Raw genomic sequence first — 16,328 nt, forward strand, 5'->3', positions numbered from 1 at the left:
CCGCCGCCCTCAACCCAGAAAGCAGGTGAGGTACGACTTCCACGGATAGGCCCTGAGCCGTCTGAGGACCTGCTCCCCTTCCGATTGCGAACCGACGAAACCGTAGACCGAGGATCCCGAACCCGACATCAGAACGCCCTGCAGCCCCAGCCGCAGCAGGATCGTCTTCGCCTGAGCCACCTCCGGGTGGCCCGAAAGCACGCCCGCCTCGAGGCGGTTGAAGACCAAGGGGCCCCATTCCGATATCGGGGCGCCTTTTTCCAGCTTTTTATTGAGTTTATTAAGTTGGGAAAGCGCCGTCAATACGTCGGGGCGCGAAGGACGCGTCAAACGGCCGAAAACGTCCTTCGTCGGGACGTTCACTCCGGGGTAGACGAGGAGCATGTAGGGGAGCGTGCGGCCGACCTTGATCGGCCTCAAGCGCTCGCCGACTCCCCGTCCTTCCGTGAAGGGCGAGGGGTGCAGGAAGACGGGGACGTCGGCCCCGAGCCCGAGGGCGAGCGTCCGGAGCTTCGGCATCAGGCCGGTCTTGCGCTCCATCCGGTAGAGGCGGGCGAGGCCGAGCAGCGTGCCGGCCGCGTCGGAGGAGCCCCCGCCGAGGCCCGCGCCCATCGGGATGCGCTTGGTCAGCCGGATGCGGGCCCCCGCCCCGGTGCGGAAGGCGGAGCGGAAGGCGCGGGCGGCGCGGAGCACGAGGTTGTCCTCTCCGGCGGCGAGCCCCTGCCCGGCCTCGTCGACGATCTCGAGCGAGAACTCCCGCGCCGGCTCGAAGTCGAGGACGTCGAAGAGCGCGATCTTCGCGAAGAGGGTGGCGAGGGTGTGGTAGCCGTCGGGCCGGCGGCCGGTCACCTCGAGGAAGAGGTTGACCTTCGCGGGACACTGGGTCTGCACGTTGGGCCCGCTCATTCCTTGAACCTCAGGAGCGGCTCGCCGAAGCGGAACTCGACCTTGAAGCCGCGTCCCTTGAACTCGAAGCGCGTCGGAAGCAGGCGCGTCCCGTAGGACCGGGGGTCGAGCAGCCGCATCGTGAGGCCGTCGTCGTACTTCACCGTCTCCAGCCGCGCGCGCGAGGCGTCGGGATAGAGCCGCGCGCCCGGGGTCTCGATGAAGCGCGAGCCCCACCAGCGGCGGTGCAGGGAGGGCCCCGCGTAGATCCCGCCGTTGAGGACGTCGCGCATGCGTCCGAGCGCGGCCATCAGCGCGGCGCGGGCCGCCTCCTCGCCGACCCCGTCGATGTTCAGCCGGTCGGATTCGAAGGCGTCCTTTCCCGTGAAAGCGGCGCGGAAGACCGGGACGAAGAGCGGGCCGAGGACCTCGAAGCTCAGCTCGTAGGGCGCCTTGAAGCGCACGAGCGCCTGGAGCCGGACCTTCCGCCCCGCGATGTCCGCCTCGAACGCGCAGGGGGCGCCGAAGGTCCGGATCTCCCCCTGGGTCCGCGCGAAGAGCGCCATGTACAGACCCCCGAGCTTCTCGCCGTCGATGAGGGGCTCGACCTTCTCCGCCTTGCGGGCGAACTCCGGCTTCGCCGGGGCGACGGCCGCGGCGGCGCGCCAGGCGGCCCACGCGGCGGGGGTGTCGCGGAGCACGGCGTAGGTCTCGCCGACGTGGTCCCAGACGGCGTCGTCGTCGGCGACGAGGGCGAGCGCCTTCTGCAGTTCGTCGAGGGCCTCGCGCGGGCGCCCGCGCTTGAAGAGGACCCAGCCGAGCGAGTCGCGGTAGGCCCCGTTCTTGGGCTCGAGCTCGACGGCGCGGCGGATGAGGGCCTCGGCGTCCTCGAGCTTGAGCCCGCGGTCCGCGAGCGAGTAGCCGAGATAGTTCAGGGCGGGCGCGTCGGCCGGGTTCTTCGAGAGAAGGAGGCGGAACTGCGCCTCGGCCTCGGTCATGCGGGCGTTGCGCTCCAGGACCGCGCCGAGCTGGAAGCGGGCGTCGCGGTGGTCGGGGCTCGTCGCCAGCACGCTCTGGAGCAGCGCGATCGCCTGCGGGACCTTCTTGAGGTCGTCGTAGCCGAGCGCGAGGAAGTAGGAGATGTCCTCGTTCTCGGGCCAGCGCTTGCGGGCCGTCTCGAGGGCCTCGACGGCCTCGCCGAGCCGCCCGGCCTGGGTCAGGTAGTAGCTCAGGCGCAGGTTCAGGCCCGCGTCGTCCTTGAGCGCCGCGCTGTCGCGGATGCTGCGCGCGGCCCCGGCGAAGTCGCGCTCCGCCTCGGCGAGCAGCGCGAGCCAGAGGCAGGTCGCGGGGTGGTCGGGGGCCGCGGCCTTCGCGCGGGCGAAGTACTCCTTCGCGCGGGCCGGGTCCTCCTGGAGGAAGTGGATCTCCCCGATGCGGTCGAGCAGGGCGATGTTGCGCGGGTCGCGCTGGAGGAGCTCCTCATAGACGCCGAGCGCGGCCGCGGTGTCCTTGCGGACCTCGTGGAGCTGCGCGAGGGTGTAGCGCGCCTGCATGTTCTCGGGGTCGAGGCGCAGCGCCTCGCGCAGATGGCGGGCCGACTCGTCGATCCGCTCGGCGCGCTGCTCGATGAGCGCGATCTGATACTCCGCCTCGGAGGCGTTCTCCGGGCTCGAGGCCAGGTAGCGCTCGAGGTACTTCTTCGCCTTCTCGGGGGACTCGGCGCTCAGGAGGCTGCCGAGGGCGAAGAGGGCCTTGCGCTGGATCTCGGGGGAGCCCTTGGCGTCGGCGGCCTTCTCGAAGGCCTCCCGGGCGGTCTTCGCGTCGCCCTGGGCCCAGGCCACGTTCCCCCGGAGCAGGCTGGCCTCGGGGTTCTCGGGGGCGAGCTGGGAGAAGCGGTCGGCGAGCTCGCGGGCCTTGTCGATGCGCCCGATCTCGAGCGCGAGCTCGGCGGCCTGCTGGTACATGAACGCGGAATGCGGGTCGAGCTCGAGGGCCTGCTCGTACTCCTTGAGCGCCGCCTCGTAGCTTCCCTGGTTCGAGAGCAGGAGCGCCTTGAGGTAGTGCTCGTAGGAGGGCTTCGTCGAGGCCGCGGCGGAGGCGGGGACGAGCAGGAGCGCGAGCAGGAACGCGGACGGCGGGAACTTCACAGAGGTTTGTCCATCAGGATGGCGTCGGAGCGGTCATTATAGTAATTGGGCCGACGGCCCACAACGACGAAGCCCTCGGACGCGTAGAGGGCGCTCGCGGGGCCGTTGCTCGCGCTGACCTCGAGCGTCGCGCGCAGGCAGCCCGCCGCCCGACCCTCGCGGTAGAGGGCGTCGAGCAGCCGGCGGCCCGTGCCGCGCCGGGCCAGCTCCGGCCGCACGGCGACGTCGAGGACCTGCAGCTCGACGTCGACGGTCCAGGCCACCGCGTAGCCGGCGAGGAGGAGGTCGTCGAGCGCGACGAAAAAGAGCGAGCGCGGGGAAGCGAGCTCGGACTCGAACTGCCTCCGCGTCCAGTGCGGGGTGGTGGCCCAGGAGGACTCGACGGCGAGCACCGCGTCGAGGTCCGCGGCTTGAGCGCGGCGGATGGCGATCGGCATGGGCGACTAGGCGGGCCGCTGGAAGTTGGCGGGCTTGAGGTAGAGCGGCAGGGCCGGGCTCCGCCGACGGCCGCCCAGGCGCACGAGCGCGGGGCCGAGCAGGTCCGCCGCGCGGACCTCGCCGCGCAGGAGCCGCGCGCGCCGGCCGGCCTCGGCCTCGGCCTTCCCGGCCGACGCCGCGTCGATCCAGCGCGGGGGAGCGGCGGGCTTCGCCTTCCCGCGGGCGAGGACGAACTCCTGGAGGAAGAGCTCCCCGCGGAAGGCGGGCAGGACGACGCAGACCCTCCCCGCTCCCCCGGCGAGGGCCTCGCGATGGGCGAGGGCCTCGAAGAGGGTCACGGCGACCGCGGGGACGCCGAGCGCGGAGGCGAGCATCGTCGCGAAGGTGAGGCCGACGCGGATGCCCGTGAAGCGCCCCGGCCCGCTCGCCGCGACGAGGGCGTCGAGGTCGCCGCGCTCGAGCCCGGCGGCGCGCAGGAGGCGCCCGGCCTCCTCGAAGAGCCGCTCGTCGTGCGGGCGCTTCGAGAAAGAGGAGCGCGTCAGCGGGGGACGGCCGTCGCCCCGGCCGAGCGCGAAGGAGAGACGCTCCCCGGTCGTGTCCACGGCGAGGACGATCATCGCGTCCTCCACGCCGCGAGCAGGCGGCGCGCGCGCGGGCCGCGGGCGCGGGCGCTCAGCGCGCGGCCGCCGCCGTCGGCGTGGGAGAGGACGACCTCGAGCCGGTCGGACGGCAGCCAGTCCTCCGCCGCCTCCGGCCACTCGATGAGGCAGACGGAGCCCGTCCGGCCGAGGATGTCTCCCAGGCCGAGCCCGGGAAGGTCGCGGGGCTTGAGGCGGTAGAGGTCGAGGTGGTGGACGCGGGGCTCGAGGCGCCGGTACTCGTGGATGAGCGCGAAGGTCGGGCTGCGCACCGGCCCGCGCCAGCCCAGCGCGCGCAGGAAGCCGCGCACGAAGACGGTCTTGCCGCTGCCGAGTTCTCCGCGCAGGGCGACGACCTCCCCGCCGCGGGCGCGCTCCGCCGCCGCGCCGGCGAGGCGAAGGGTGTCGCGCTCGGACGCGAGCAGCGTCTTAAAGACCGGCTTTGCGGAAGGCATGAGGGAAGGCCTCGATGACGTCGGAGGCCAGGAGACAGCGGGCGGTCTTCTCGCGCACCGCGTAGTCGGCGGCGAGGCCGTGGAGCCAGGCGGCGAGCGCCGCGCATTCGAGGACGCCCTCCGTCGAGGAGGGCTCGGGATGCTGGGCGAGCAGGGCGGCCGCGAGCCCCGTGAGGGCGTCGCCGCTGCCGCCTTTCGCCAGCCCCGGGTTGCCGGAAGGGTTGGTCCAGAAGGTCTCGCCGTCGGTCGCGACGCTGCGGTGTCCCTTGAGGAGACAGACGCAGCCGAAGCCCTCGGCGAGCGACGCCGCCGCGCGGCGCCGGTCGGACTGCACCTCGGCGGCGCGCGTGCGCAGCAGGCGCGCCGCCTCGCCCGGGTGGGGCGTGAGGAGGCAGGGCGCGCCGCGGCGCTCGAGGAGCGAATGCACGGCCTCGCGCGGCTGCAGCGCCAGGAGATTGAGCGCGTCGGCGTCGACGACGGCCGGCACGGGGAGCGAGCCGAGCACGGCGACGACCGCGCGGGCGGTGTCGGGGTGCGTCCCGAGCCCCGGGCCGAGGGCCAGCGCGGTGAAGGCGCGGGAGCGGTGGAGGGCGAGGATCCGCGCGACCGACTCCGTGCGCAGGCCGCCGCCCGCGTTCTCGGCGAGCGGGAGGGTCATGCACTCGGGGACGGCGGCGGCGACGACGGGCTGGACGCTCTCGGGCAGCGCGGCGGTGACGAGGCCGGCGCCGCCGCGCAGCGCGGCGCGGGCGCAGAGGGCGGCGGCGCCGCCGAGCCCCCGCGAGCCGGCGACGACCAGCACGTGCCCGAAATCCCCCTTATGCGCGTCGGCCTTGCGCGCGGGGAAGGCCCGCCGCAGGTCTTTCGGCGAGATCTCGGAGCCGGCTCTCATGGACGGCCTCTCCGGCTCCGAGATTTCGCCGCCTTTTTTCGCGCTTCGCTCCGCCGCGACGACGCCCGCGGCGGAGCGAAGACCGCGACGGCGGCCGCGTAGAGGTCGGCGTGGGTCAGCGACAGGCTCAGGCCCGGCACGCGGCGCCCGCCGACGCGCGGCTCGGGGCGGCCGCCGGGCCCGCGGACGACCTCGATCGAGTTCAGCGCGAGGCCGGCGCGGCCGAGCGCCTTCCAGACGGCCTCCTTGGCCGCGAAGCGTGCGGCGAAGTGCTGGGGCGCGCGGGCCTTCGAGCGGCAGTAGCGGACCTCGGCGGGGGTGAACACGCGCCTGAGGAAGGCCCCCCGGCGCGCGAGGCGCGCCATGCGCCGGATCTCGACGACGTCGAGGCCGATCTCCATTACTCGGCGCTTCCGGATCGAGCACGCGGGCATCCGGAAGCGCCGCAGGAAATAGGAGCTATTCCCGGCATCGGATGCTCAATAGGCCCGGTCACAAGTGCGCATGGGCGGACATTATGCATGTTTTATGCTCAGGAACTCGATGCCTGGAACAGCTCCACATCAGCCCCGGCGCTTCCGACCCGTTCGAAGGGCGGAAGCGCCCATCACTCGACCGTGACGCTCTTGGCGAGGTTGCGCGGCTGGTCCACGTCGCAGCCGAGGAGGTTCGCGATGTGGTAGGCGAGGAGCTGGAGCGGCACGACGTTGAGGATGGGGTAGAGGAACTCGTCGGTCTTCGGCAGGCGCAGGATGTGGTCGGCCTTCTTGTCGAGGCGCTTCTCGCCCTCGGTGACGAGCGCGATGACGATGGCGCCGCGGGCCTTCGCCTCCTCGACGTTGGAGAGCATCTTCTCGACGACGGAGGATTCCGTGGCGATGGCCACCACGGGCATCGTCTCGTCGATCAGCGCGATCGGGCCGTGCTTCATCTCGCCGGCGGCGTAGCCTTCGGCGTGGATGTAGGAGATCTCCTTGAGCTTGAGGGCCCCTTCGAGGGCCACCGGGTAGTTCACGTGCCGGCCGATGTAGAGGAAGTCGCGGACCTTGAAGTGGCGCTTCGCGAGCTCCTGGACCTGGGCGTCGAGCTTGAGCGTCTGGCGCAGCAGGGCGGGCAGGCGCACGAGCTCGTCGACGAAGAGCCGCGCGCGCGACTCGTCGATCTTCCCGTTCGCGAGGCCCAGCTGGAGCGCGAAGACGGCGAGCGCCGCGAGCTGACCGGAGAAGGCCTTCGTCGAGGCGACCCCGAACTCGGGGCCGCAGTGGGTGTAGAGGTTGAAGTCGGCCTCGCGCGTGAGGGCCGAGCCGACGCAGTTGCAGACCGCGAGCACCCGCGCGCCCGACTGTTTGGCCAGGCGCACCGCGGAGAGCGTGTCGGCGGTCTCGCCCGACTGGCTGACCGCGACGACGATGGACTGCGGGTCGAGGATGGGGTCGCGGTAGCGGAACTCCGAGGCCATCTCGGCCTCGGCGGGGACGCCGGCCAGGTGTTCGACGAGGTACTTGCCGATGAGCCCCGCATGGTGCGCGGTGCCGCAGGCGAGGAGCTCGACGCGGCGGGCGCCGGCGAGCGCGTCGACGGTGAGCCCCGTCTCCTGCGCGAGCGAGCCCGCCTGCATGGGATAGAGCCGGCCGCGCAGGGTGTCGGCCACCGTCTGCGGCTGCTCGTGGATCTCCTTGAGCATGAAGTGCTTGTAGCCGGCCTTCTCGGCCATCGCGCGGTCCCAGGAGATCGTCTGCGGCTTCTTCTCGATCTTGCCGCCGGAGAGCTTGAAGAAGCCGACCCCGTCGCGGCGCAGCACCGCCATCTCGCCGTCCTCGAGGAACACGGCCTTGCGGGTGTACTCGAGGAAGGCCGGCACGTCGGAGGCGAGGAAGGCCTCGCCGTCCCCGAGGCCCACGACGAGCGGCGAGGCGGTCTTCACCGCGACGATGGTGCCGGGCGTCTCGGACCAGAGCACCGCGATCGCGTAGGCGCCGCGCACCTCCGTGAAGGCCTGGCGCACGGCCTCGAAGAGCATCGGCTCCTTGAGGTCGGGGGCGAAGCCCGCGCGCGCCGAAGGCAGGCGCTTGAGCTTCTCCTCGATGAGGTGCGCGACGACCTCGGTGTCCGTCTCGGATTTGAAGGCGTGACCGGCGGCCTGCAGAGAGGCCTTGAGCTCGAGATAGTTCTCGATGATGCCGTTATGGATGACGACGAGCTTGCCGGTGCAGTCGGTGTGCGGGTGAGCGTTCTGCTCGGAGGGCTTGCCGTGCGTGGCCCAGCGGGAGTGGCCGACGCCGACGGTCCCCTGCGGCTTGGTCTCGCGCACGCGCTCCTCGAGCGCGCCGATCTTGCCGACCTCGCGCAGGAGCTGCATCTTCCCCTTCGCGTCGATGACGCAGAGCCCCGCGGAGTCGTAGCCGCGGTACTCGAGGCGCTTGAGCCCCTCCATGATGACGGGCGTGCTCTCGCGCTTCCCGACATAACCGATAATTCCACACATATCGTTTTACCCCGACGACTCTCCTCTGAATATCCCTGACGTCCTCCTCACTCTCAAAACTCCCCCTCTCCCGCCACGCCGGGAGAGGGGGCGTGGGGGTGAGGGGGCCCGCGCTAGCGGGCCGACTGGATGAGCTTCTTCATCTCCCCGACCGCGGGCTTGAGGCCCGTGAAGAGCGAGCGCGCGATGATGGAGAAGCCGATGTTCAGGCAGCGCACCTGCGGGATCGCGGCGATCGGGACGACGTTCGTGTAGTCGAGGCCGTGCCCGGCGTGGAGCTCGAGCTCGAGCTCCTCGGCGAGGTAGGCGGCCAGCGAGATCTTCTCGAGCTCGGCCTGCTGGCGGTGGTGGCCGGCGGCGTCGGCGTAGCGGGCCGTGCAGATCTCGACGGCGTCGGCGCCGAGGGCCTTGGCCTTGCGCACGCTCAACGCGTCGGGGTCCACGAAGAGGCTCACGCCGATGCCGGCCTTGCGCAGCTTCGCGCAGGTCTTCGTCAGCGAGGAGGAGTCGAGCGCCGCGAAGTTCAGGCCGCCCTGGGTCGTGACCTCGCTGGGGTTCTCGGGGACGATGCAGACCGAGTCCGGCTTGACCTCGAGGGCCACGCCGATCATCTCGGGCACGTCGGCGAGCTCGAGGTGCAGGCCGCGCTTGAAGAGCTTGCGCAGACCCTCCAGGTCCTTCTCCTGGATGTGGCGGCGGTCCTGGCGCAGGTGGGCGACGATCATGTCCGCGCCCGCCTGACGGCAGATGCGCGCGGCGCTCACGGGGTCGGGATCCATCTCCCCGCGGGCCTGACGGAGCGTGGCGACATGGTCGATGTTGACGCCGAGTTTCACGGGCATTTTGAGATCCTCCTTGCGGCTTCGTTCTGGAAATCCCGTTCGAGCCCGTGCGCCAGGCGCTTGAGCGCGGCGGCGTCGGGGCCTTCGACGAGGATGCGGAGCAGCGGCTCCGTGCCGGAATAGCGCACGAAGACGCGGCCGCGGCCGGCGAGCGCCTTCTGCGCGCGCGCGAGCGAGCGCCCGAACGCGGGGAGCTCCTCGAGCGGCACGCGGCGGGCGATGCGGACGTTGCGCAGCAGCTGCGGGTACGGACGATAGAGGGAGCGGAAGGCGCTCATGGGGCGGCCGGACTCCGCCCAGACCGCGAGGGTCTGCAGGGCCGTGAGGAGGCCGTCCCCGGTGGGGGCCAGGCGGCGGAAGACGACGTGCCCGGAGTTCTCCCCCCCGAGCGCGTAGCCCCCCTTCTCGATGGCGTCGGTCACGTTGCGGTCGCCGACGGGGACCTGGACGGCGCCGATGCCGCGCGCGTCGAGCCAGCGCAGCAGGCCGAAGTTCGACATGACGGTCACGACGACGCTGCCGCCGAGCAGGAGCCCCTGCTCCTGCAGGTGCTGCGCGGACATGGCGATGAGCGCGTCCCCGTCGAGGAGCCGCCCCCGCTCGTCGGCGAGCACGGCGCGGTCGGCGTCGCCGTCGAGGGAGACCCCGCAGTCGGCGCGGCGCCGGACGACCTCGCGCTGCATCCGGCCGGTCTCGAGGGCCCCGCAGCCGACGTTGATGTTGTCCCCGTCGGGGCGGCACCCGAACGCGCGGACCTCGGCGCCGAGGGAGCGGAAGAGCTCGGCGGCGACCGGGCTCGCCGCGCCGTTGGCCGCGTCCACGACGATCGTGCGGCCCTCGAGCGAGAGTCCGGCCGGGAAGGTGCTGCGCAGGAAATCGAGGTAGTCGCGAAGGCCCTCGGCGTCGCGCCCGTCCGGGCGCACGCGCAGGCGCCCCGGCAGCTCGGGGGTGCGCGCGAGGCGGGCCTCGATGCGCTCCTCGAGCGCGATCGGGGCCTTGAAGCCCTCGGGCGTGAAGAACTTGATGCCGTTGAACTCGGGCGGGTTGTGGCTGGCCGAGACGACGGCGCCGAACGCGGCGCCGCGCTCGCGCGCGAGATACGAGACCGCCGGGGTCGGCGCCACGCCGATGTCCACGCTGCGGCAGCCCGCGCGCGCGAAGCCCTCGGAGAGCAGGCGCGAGAGGCGCGGGCCCGAGCGCCGGGTGTCGCGTCCGAGCAGGGCGAACGGGGTCCCGGCGCCGGCCGGCCGGACGGAGCGCTCGAGGAAGGCGGAGGCGGCGGTGAAGCCGAGGCGGCGCACGCAGTCGTCGGTGAGCGGCTCGCGCCCGGGGATGCCGCGCACGCCGTCGGTCCCGAAGATGCTCACGCCCGGCCTCCGCGTCCCGGCAGGAGCCGGCAGTAGACCTCGAGGGCGCGGCGCGTGGCCGCGACGTCGTGGACGCGCACCGCGTGCGCGCCGGCCGCGGCGGCGCGGCAGGCGGCGGCGAGCGAGCCCTCCAGGCGGAGCTCGGAGGGCAGCGGCGCCTCCGGCGTCCCGGTGAGGCGTCCGATGAAGGCCTTGCGCGAGGCGCCCACGACGAGGGGGCGGCCCAGGGGCGCGAACTCCTCGAGGCGGCGGAAGAGCTCGAGGTTGTGCTCGAGGGCCTTGCCGAAGCCGATGCCGGGGTCGAGCCAGACGCGGGCGGGGTCCCCGCCGGCGCGCACGAAGGAGAGGAGCCGCTCGGAGAGGAAATCGCGGACCTCGGCGACGACGTCGCGGTAGGCCGGGGCCTCCTGCATCGTCCGCGGCGTCCCCTGCATGTGCATGAGCAGGACGACCGGGTAGCGCAGCGCGGCCTCCGTCATGCGCGGGTCGCCGCGCAGGGCGGTGACGTCGTTGAGGACGCTCGCGCCGCACTCCAGCGCGCGCAGGGCCACGGCGGCCTTGCTCGTGTCCACGGAGAGCGGGACGCTCGTCTTCTTCGCCAGCGCCTCGAGGATCGGCAGGACGCGCCGGAGCTCCTCGTCGACGGAGACGGCCGCGGAGCCGGGGCGGGTGGACTCCCCTCCGACGTCGAGGAGGTCGGCGCCCTCTCCCACGAGGCGCAGGCCGAGGGCGACGGCGTCCTCGAGCGCGGGGACGCGGCTGGGGGCGTGGAAGGAATCCGGAGTGGCGTTGACGACGCCGATGATGAGAGGACGGCCGAGCCGCTCGGGGGACGGGAGGAGGCGCTCGGCCGCGGCGGTGCTCATGCGGCGGCCGGGACGGCGGACTTGATCACCGCGTCCACCTCTTCGGCCTCGAGCACCTCCTTCTCGATGAGCTTCGCCGCGAGGGCGTCGAGGGTCGCGCGGTTGCGGGTGAGCATCTCGCGCACCTTGCTCTGGCACTCCTGGAGCACGCGCTTGATCTCGGAGTCGATGAGCTCCGCGGTGCTCTCGGAGTAGCCGGGCCCGCGGGCGATGTCGCGCCCGAGGAAGACCTCGGCGTCCTTGCGGTAGGTCACGGGGCCGACGCGGTCGCTCATCCCGTACTCCATCACCATGCGCTGGGCGAAGGCGGTGGCCTTCGAGAGGTCGTCGCTCGCGCCGGTCGTCATCTCGTTGAAGACGAGCTCCTCGGCGCAGCGCCCGCCGAGCAGCACGCAGAGTCGGTGCACGATCTCGGTGCGGGAGGTGAGGTAGCGGTCGTCCTCGGGAAGCTGGAGCGTGTAGCCGAGCGCCGGCCCGCGCGGGACGATCGAGACCTTGTGCACCGGGTCCGTCCCGGGGAGGAGCTTGGCGACGAGGGTGTGCCCGGACTCGTGGTAGGCGACGATGTTCTTCTCCTTCTCGGAGATGATGCGGCTCTTGCGCTGGGGCCCGGCCATGAGGCGGTCGACGGCCTCGCGCAGCTCGTCGAGCCCGACGCTGGGCAGGCTGCGCCGCGCCGCGAGCAGGGCCGCCTCGTTGATGAGGTTCGCGAGGTCGGCGCCGACGAAGCCGGGGGTGCGCTTGGCGATGAGGGCGAGGTCGGCCTCGGAGGCGAGCTTGACGCCCTTGGCGTGGACCTGCAGGATCGCCTCGCGGCCGCGCTTGTCGGGGGCCGGGACGTTGACGTGGCGGTCGAAGCGCCCGGGGCGCAGCAGGGCCGGGTCGAGCACGTCGGGGCGGTTGGTCGCGGCGATGAGGATGACCCCCTCCTTCGTGTCGAAGCCGTCGAGCTCGATGAGGATCTGGTTGAGCGTCTGCTCGCGCTCGTCGTGCCCGCCGCCGATGCCCGCGAAGCGGTGGCGGCCGACCGCGTCGAGCTCGTCGATGAAGACGACCGCGGGGGCCTCCTTCTTCGCCTGGTCGAAGAGGTCGCGCACGCGCGCGGCGCCGACGCCGACGAACATCTCGACGAACTCCGAGCCCGAGGCGGAGAAGAAGGGGACGCCGGCCTCGCCGGCGACGGCCTTGGCGAGCAGGGTCTTCCCGGTCCCGGGGATGCCGTAGAGCAGCACGCCGCGCGGGATCTTGCCGCCGAGGCGCTGGAACTTGGCCGGCTCCTTGAGGAACTCGACGATCTCCTGGAGCTCCTCCTTGGACTCCTCGCAGCCGGCGACGTCCGCGAAGGTGACCTTCGTCTTCTTGTCGCTGTCCTGGCGCTTGGCGCGCGAGCGGCCGAAGGAGAGCGCCTGCTTGCCCCCCACGTTGACCTGGCGCACGATGAAGATGTACCAGAGCGCGAAGAAGAGGACCACCCAGCCGAGGTTGACGAGCACGGCCGTCAGCCAGCCCTTGTCGGCCTCGCCCTTGTACTCGTGGACCTTCGCCGCCTCGAGCTCGGCGACGAGGGTCGGGTCGTTGAGCGGGAAGGTGCGGAAGCGCTGGGAGTGGCCGGCGGGCTCCTTGAACTCGCCGCGGATGAGGTCGGGGCGCACGATGACGCTGGTGACCTGCGCCGCCTTCAGGCGCGCCTTGAAGGCCGAGTAGGGGACCTCGGCCTCCTCGTTGACGACCTTGAGGTTCTGGAAGAGGACGAGCAGCAGGAGGAAGGCCGCCATCCAGACGAGAAGCTGCTTGACGTTGCGGCGGGTCGGGTCCATGGCGCTCCTGGGCTAATTCTTGACGGCGGAAGGCTTCATCACGCCGATGTAGGGGAGGTTCCGGTAGCGCTCGTTGTAGTCGAGGCCGAAACCGATGACGAACTCGTTGGGGATGCGGAAGCCCGCGTACTTGGGCTCGATGCGCACCTTGCGGCTGTCGGGCTTGTCGAGGAGCGTGCAGACCTCGACGGAGCGCGGGTTGCGGCTGCGCAGGTTCTGCAGCAGGTAGCTGATGGTCAGGCCGCTGTCGACGATGTCCTCGACGACGATGATGTCCCGACCCTGGGCGGACTCGCGCAGGTCGAGGAGCATGCGCACGACGCCGGTCGAGGAGGTGCCGGAATAGGAGGCCAGGCTCACGAAGTCCACGCAGCAGTCGAAGTCGAGCCGGCGCAGGAGGTCCGAGAGGAAGAGCACGCTGCCCTTGAGGATGCCCAGGAGGATGGGGTCCTTCCCCGCGTAGTCGCGGCGGAGTTCGCCGGCGAGCTCGATGATGCGGCGCTGGAGCTGGTCCTCCGCGATGAGGACGCGCTCGACGTCGGGATGGATCGTGCGGGTGTCGTTCATATCCTTAATTATATCCGTTGGGACGGAGTGCAAGAGGGCGATAGGATACTTTAATGCCCGGGCAGGATTCAACCGGCGCGCGGTCCGTGCTCCTCTCGCGCCGTGCCGACGCCGCTCAGACCCGCCGCCCGCAGGGCGGCAGGTCGAAAAGAGGCGGCGTCGGCGCGGAGCGCGGAAAAGGCCCGGGTTATGGTAGGATTGTCGCGATGACGCCGGGCCTTTCGCTGCCCCGCATCCGCATCCTGGTGGTCGATGACGAGGTCGACAACCGGGCCCTTCTGCGCGAGCAGTTCGCCGCGGTGAAGGGCTGGGCCATCGAGGCGGAGGAGGCCGGCGACTCGCAGACGGCCTTCAACCTCCTGCGCGAGAGCTTCTTCGACCTCGTCTTCCTCGACTACCGCCTGCCCGACGAGGACGGCCTCAAGGTCCTCGAGCAGATCCGCCAGCTCCACCCCAAGATCGTCGTCATCATGGTCTCCGCGGCCGGCAGCGAGAAGGTCGCCGTCGAGGCGATGAAGCGCGGGGCGATGGACTACATCACGCAGGCCGAGCTCCGCGGCACGGACCTCGAGCACCTCCTGCGCCGCGCCATCGACGTCCAGTCGCTGCAGACCGAGAACTTCGAGCTGCGCGCCGTCAACAAGATGAAGGACGAGTTCATCGCCGGCGTCAGCCACGAGCTGCGCACGCCGCTGGCCGTCATCCTCGGCTACGCCAAGACCCTCGAGGAAGGCGAGTTCGGGACCCTGACCGCGGCGCAGAAGGCGGCCGTCACCGCCATCCGCTCCCGCGGCGAGCAGTTCCTGCAGATGGTCAACCGGCTCCTCTCGTTCAAGGAGTCCGCGTTGGGGACCCAGCACGTCCTGCTGCGCCCCGTGGACCTCCACGCGCTCGTCTCCGAGCACCTGCGCGCGCGCTGGGAAGAGCCCCCCCGCGGCATCGTCATCGAGAAGGACCTCTGCGGCGGGCCGGTCTGGGTCCTGGCCGACCCCGAGCCCCTCGCCGAGGTGCTCCAGAACCTCGTCTCCAACTCCTGCAAGTTCAGCCCCGACGGCACGAAGGTGACGGTGTCGCTCAAGGTGCGCCCGACCAACGAGGCCTGGATCCAGATCCGCGACCAGGGCCGCGGCATCACGCCCGAGGCCCTGCCGCATCTCTTCGAGGGCTTCTACCACGCCGAGAAGGAGCTCACGCGCGGCATCCCCGGCCTCGGCATCGGCCTGGCCCTCTCGCGCCAGATCGTCGAGCTCCACGGCGGCCGCATCTGGATCGAGTCCGAGGGGACCGGCCGCGGGACGACGGGGAGCATCGCCCTGCCCATCACCGAGCCCGACACCCCGCAGATCCTCGTCGAGAGCCAGCGCAAGCACGACAAGAAGCGCATCCTCATCGTCGAGAACAACCCCGGGATGGTCGAGATCCTGCGCATGTTCCTCGCCGGCATCTCCGAGAACCTCGTCATCTCCACGACCCACGACGGACAGGAAGCCCTCGAGATGATCGAGCGCAGCCGCTACGACCTCATGCTCCTCGACATGCTCCTGCCCGGCGTCAGCGGCCTCGAGATCCTCGAGCGCATGCAGCGCCTGACCCCCGAGAAGCGCGTCCCCACCCTCGTCATCACCGGCCACCGCGACGCCGCCGCCCAGGCCGGGAAGCTCGGCGCGGCGGACATCCTGCTCAAGCCCTTCTATAAGAAAGCCTTCCTGGACAAAGTCTTCCGCCTCCTCGGCCTCGAGCGCCGAGCCGCCGGCGCCTCCCGCCCCGTCGAAAAGCCCCCGGAAACTCCGGAGTAACCCCCGCACCTTTTCGTTGACGCTTCCGTCGAAAGTTGATATATTCTTATACTCGTGACTAGAGTCAACCAGCAGATTCGGACCAGCAACGTCCGCCTCATCGACAACGACGGCACCCAGCTCGGGGTCAAATCCCTGACGGAAGCCATCGCCATGGCGCGCGCGCGGGGGCTCGACCTCGTCGAGGTCGCCCAGACCGCGAACCCGCCCGTCTGCAAGCTCCTCGACTTCGCCAAGTTCAAGTACGAGCAGGAGAAGCGCGAGCGCGAGGCCCGAAAGAACCAGAAGGCCGGCATGCTGAAGGAGGTCCGCTTCAGCCCCGTCATCGGCCAGCACGATCTCGACGTCAAGGTGCGCCACATCGAGGAGTTCCTCAAGGCGCACGACAAGGTCCGCGTGACGGTGTTCTTCCGCGGACGCCAGATGCAGCACCAGGATTTGGGACTCAAGCTCCTCAAGAACATCCAGGAGCGGTTGGCCGCGATCGCGAGCGTCGAGCAGCAGCCCCTGACGGACCGCAACCGGCTGTTCATGACGCTGACGCCGAAGCACTGAGCATCCCCGAGGGAAGGTCATCACCATGCCGAAGATCAAGAGCCACAGCGGCGCCAAGAAGCGCTTTCTCAAGACGGCGAGCGGGAAGTGGAAGTTCAAGCGCGCCGGCTCGCGCCACATCCTCACGCCCAACCCGTCCTCGCACGGCCGATTCCTGCGCAAGGACGGCTATCTGAACGAAGTCGACGGCGAGAAGATCCGCAAGCTTCTCCCCTACGCCTAGGACAACATGAGAATCAAATCCGGCGTCACCACCCGCAAGCACAAGAAGAAGTTCCTGAAGATCGCGAAGGGCTATTACTCCAACAAGAAGAACCGCTGGAGGATGGTCAAGCAGCAGGTCGAGAAGTCCCTCGACCACGCGTACACGGGCCGCAAGGACCGCAAGGGCGAGTACCGCTCCCTGTGGATCACCCGCATCAACGCGGCCTGCCGCGACGAAGGGACCACCTACGGACGCTTCATCCAGGGCCTCAAGAAGGCCAGCATCCCCCTCAACCGGAAGATGCTCGCCGAGATGGCCCTGCGGGACGCGGCCTCCTTCAAGAAGCTCGTCGCCATCGCCACCAAGGGCTGAC

At 70.9% G+C, this 16,328-nt stretch carries 17 protein-coding genes; 4 read left to right on the forward strand and 13 right to left on the reverse strand.

Translation table 11 applies throughout. The features are described 5' to 3' along the window. Nucleotides 1–9: 9 nt before the first annotated feature. The 13 genes from ispE to hpt all read right to left on the reverse strand — a co-directional run bounded on the left by ispE (nt 10) and on the right by hpt (nt 13,399). Entirely contained in the window at nt 10–906 is an 897-nt protein-coding gene (gene ispE, locus WC969_07910) for a 4-(cytidine 5'-diphospho)-2-C-methyl-D-erythritol kinase (GenBank protein ID MFA6029761.1), read from the reverse strand. After that, nucleotides 903–3,032, reverse strand: a complete 2,130-nt coding sequence (locus WC969_07915; GenBank protein MFA6029762.1) for a tetratricopeptide repeat protein — start codon at nt 3,030–3,032, stop codon at nt 903–905. Before WC969_07915 ends, ispE begins: the two co-directional genes overlap by 4 nt. Then, nucleotides 3,029–3,469 carry a ribosomal protein S18-alanine N-acetyltransferase gene (gene rimI / locus WC969_07920; protein ID MFA6029763.1) on the reverse strand — a complete coding sequence of 147 codons (441 nt, stop codon included), beginning with the start codon at nt 3,467–3,469 and terminating at the stop codon, nt 3,029–3,031. Before rimI ends, WC969_07915 begins: the two co-directional genes overlap by 4 nt. Nucleotides 3,470–3,475: 6 nt before the next feature. Beyond that, nucleotides 3,476–4,087 carry a tRNA (adenosine(37)-N6)-threonylcarbamoyltransferase complex dimerization subunit type 1 TsaB gene (gene tsaB / locus WC969_07925; protein MFA6029764.1) on the reverse strand — a complete coding sequence of 204 codons (612 nt, stop codon included), beginning with the start codon at nt 4,085–4,087 and terminating at the stop codon, nt 3,476–3,478. Next, a complete protein-coding gene (gene tsaE / locus WC969_07930) occupies nt 4,084–4,563 on the reverse strand; it encodes a tRNA (adenosine(37)-N6)-threonylcarbamoyltransferase complex ATPase subunit type 1 TsaE (GenBank protein ID MFA6029765.1) in 480 nt (159 codons plus the stop codon). Before tsaE ends, tsaB begins: the two co-directional genes overlap by 4 nt. Next, nucleotides 4,538–5,455 (reverse strand): NAD(P)H-hydrate dehydratase, encoded by a 918-nt coding sequence (locus WC969_07935; GenBank protein MFA6029766.1) that lies wholly within the window; start codon nt 5,453–5,455, stop codon nt 4,538–4,540. Before WC969_07935 ends, tsaE begins: the two co-directional genes overlap by 26 nt. Further along, nucleotides 5,452–5,856 carry a holo-ACP synthase gene (acpS, locus tag WC969_07940; GenBank protein ID MFA6029767.1) on the reverse strand — a complete coding sequence of 135 codons (405 nt, stop codon included), beginning with the start codon at nt 5,854–5,856 and terminating at the stop codon, nt 5,452–5,454. The genes WC969_07935 and acpS overlap by 4 nt, the downstream gene beginning before the upstream one ends. Nucleotides 5,857–6,062: 206 nt before the next feature. Further along, on the reverse strand, nt 6,063–7,940 hold the full coding sequence (gene glmS, locus WC969_07945; GenBank protein MFA6029768.1) for a glutamine--fructose-6-phosphate transaminase (isomerizing): 1,878 nt from the start codon (nt 7,938–7,940) through the stop codon (nt 6,063–6,065). A gap of 113 nt (nt 7,941–8,053) precedes the next feature. Continuing rightward, nucleotides 8,054–8,782 carry a pyridoxine 5'-phosphate synthase gene (locus tag WC969_07950; GenBank protein ID MFA6029769.1) on the reverse strand — a complete coding sequence of 243 codons (729 nt, stop codon included), beginning with the start codon at nt 8,780–8,782 and terminating at the stop codon, nt 8,054–8,056. Then, nucleotides 8,773–10,149: a phosphoglucosamine mutase gene (locus tag WC969_07955; GenBank protein ID MFA6029770.1), complete on the reverse strand. Its 1,377-nt coding sequence runs from the start codon at nt 10,147–10,149 to the stop codon at nt 8,773–8,775. Before WC969_07955 ends, WC969_07950 begins: the two co-directional genes overlap by 10 nt. Then, nucleotides 10,146–11,015: a dihydropteroate synthase gene (gene folP, locus WC969_07960; protein ID MFA6029771.1), complete on the reverse strand. Its 870-nt coding sequence runs from the start codon at nt 11,013–11,015 to the stop codon at nt 10,146–10,148. The genes WC969_07955 and folP overlap by 4 nt, the downstream gene beginning before the upstream one ends. Beyond that, the gene (gene ftsH, locus WC969_07965) at nt 11,012–12,832 is read right to left on the reverse strand and encodes an ATP-dependent zinc metalloprotease FtsH (GenBank protein ID MFA6029772.1); all 1,821 of its coding nucleotides are present in this window, start codon (nt 12,830–12,832) and stop codon (nt 11,012–11,014) included. The genes folP and ftsH overlap by 4 nt, the downstream gene beginning before the upstream one ends. Before the next feature lie 12 nt (nt 12,833–12,844). Beyond that, on the reverse strand, nt 12,845–13,399 hold the full coding sequence (gene hpt, locus WC969_07970) for a hypoxanthine phosphoribosyltransferase (protein MFA6029773.1): 555 nt from the start codon (nt 13,397–13,399) through the stop codon (nt 12,845–12,847). Between the two features lie 206 nt (nt 13,400–13,605). Here hpt and WC969_07975 point away from each other — a divergent pair, with 206 nt between their 5' ends. Genes WC969_07975 through rplT form a run of 4 tightly spaced genes read left to right on the forward strand, consistent with a single transcriptional unit; the run spans nt 13,606 to nt 16,327 of the window. Beyond that, complete coding sequence (locus WC969_07975) at nt 13,606–15,195, forward strand: response regulator (protein MFA6029774.1); 1,590 nt, start codon at nt 13,606–13,608, stop codon at nt 15,193–15,195. A 54-nt stretch (nt 15,196–15,249) separates the two neighbouring features. Then, complete coding sequence (gene infC / locus WC969_07980; GenBank protein ID MFA6029775.1) at nt 15,250–15,750, forward strand: translation initiation factor IF-3; 501 nt, start codon at nt 15,250–15,252, stop codon at nt 15,748–15,750. 25 nt (nt 15,751–15,775) lie between these two features. Beyond that, the gene (gene rpmI, locus WC969_07985; GenBank protein MFA6029776.1) at nt 15,776–15,973 is read left to right on the forward strand and encodes a 50S ribosomal protein L35; all 198 of its coding nucleotides are present in this window, start codon (nt 15,776–15,778) and stop codon (nt 15,971–15,973) included. Between the two features lie 6 nt (nt 15,974–15,979). After that, nucleotides 15,980–16,327, forward strand: a complete 348-nt coding sequence (gene rplT, locus WC969_07990) for a 50S ribosomal protein L20 (protein ID MFA6029777.1) — start codon at nt 15,980–15,982, stop codon at nt 16,325–16,327. Nucleotide 16,328: the final 1 nt, after the last annotated feature.

It is taken from the genome of Elusimicrobiota bacterium, assembly GCA_041660925.1.
GTDB lineage: Bacteria > Elusimicrobiota > Elusimicrobia > UBA1565 > UBA1565 > JBAZUV01.

Bases quoted from the DNA above. Each gene is read 5' to 3' on its own strand.
- ispE (MFA6029761.1), bottom strand. From the start codon at position 906: ATGAGCGGGCCCAACGTGCAGACCCAGTGTCCCGCGAAGGTCAACCTC.
- rimI (MFA6029763.1), bottom strand. From the start codon at position 3,469: ATGCCGATCGCCATCCGCCGCGCTCAAGCCGCGGACCTCGACGCGGTG.
- tsaB (MFA6029764.1), bottom strand. From the start codon at position 4,087: ATGATCGTCCTCGCCGTGGACACGACCGGGGAGCGTCTCTCCTTCGCG.
- tsaE (MFA6029765.1), bottom strand. From the start codon at position 4,563: ATGCCTTCCGCAAAGCCGGTCTTTAAGACGCTGCTCGCGTCCGAGCGC.
- WC969_07935 (MFA6029766.1), bottom strand. From the start codon at position 5,455: ATGAGAGCCGGCTCCGAGATCTCGCCGAAAGACCTGCGGCGGGCCTTC.
- acpS (MFA6029767.1), bottom strand. From the start codon at position 5,856: ATGGAGATCGGCCTCGACGTCGTCGAGATCCGGCGCATGGCGCGCCTC.
- glmS (MFA6029768.1), bottom strand. From the start codon at position 7,940: ATGTGTGGAATTATCGGTTATGTCGGGAAGCGCGAGAGCACGCCCGTC.
- WC969_07950 (MFA6029769.1), bottom strand. From the start codon at position 8,782: ATGCCCGTGAAACTCGGCGTCAACATCGACCATGTCGCCACGCTCCGT.
- folP (MFA6029771.1), bottom strand. From the start codon at position 11,015: ATGAGCACCGCCGCGGCCGAGCGCCTCCTCCCGTCCCCCGAGCGGCTC.
- ftsH (MFA6029772.1), bottom strand. From the start codon at position 12,832: ATGGACCCGACCCGCCGCAACGTCAAGCAGCTTCTCGTCTGGATGGCG.
- hpt (MFA6029773.1), bottom strand. From the start codon at position 13,399: ATGAACGACACCCGCACGATCCATCCCGACGTCGAGCGCGTCCTCATC.
- WC969_07975 (MFA6029774.1), top strand. From the start codon at position 13,606: ATGACGCCGGGCCTTTCGCTGCCCCGCATCCGCATCCTGGTGGTCGAT.
- rpmI (MFA6029776.1), top strand. From the start codon at position 15,776: ATGCCGAAGATCAAGAGCCACAGCGGCGCCAAGAAGCGCTTTCTCAAG.
- rplT (MFA6029777.1), top strand. From the start codon at position 15,980: ATGAGAATCAAATCCGGCGTCACCACCCGCAAGCACAAGAAGAAGTTC.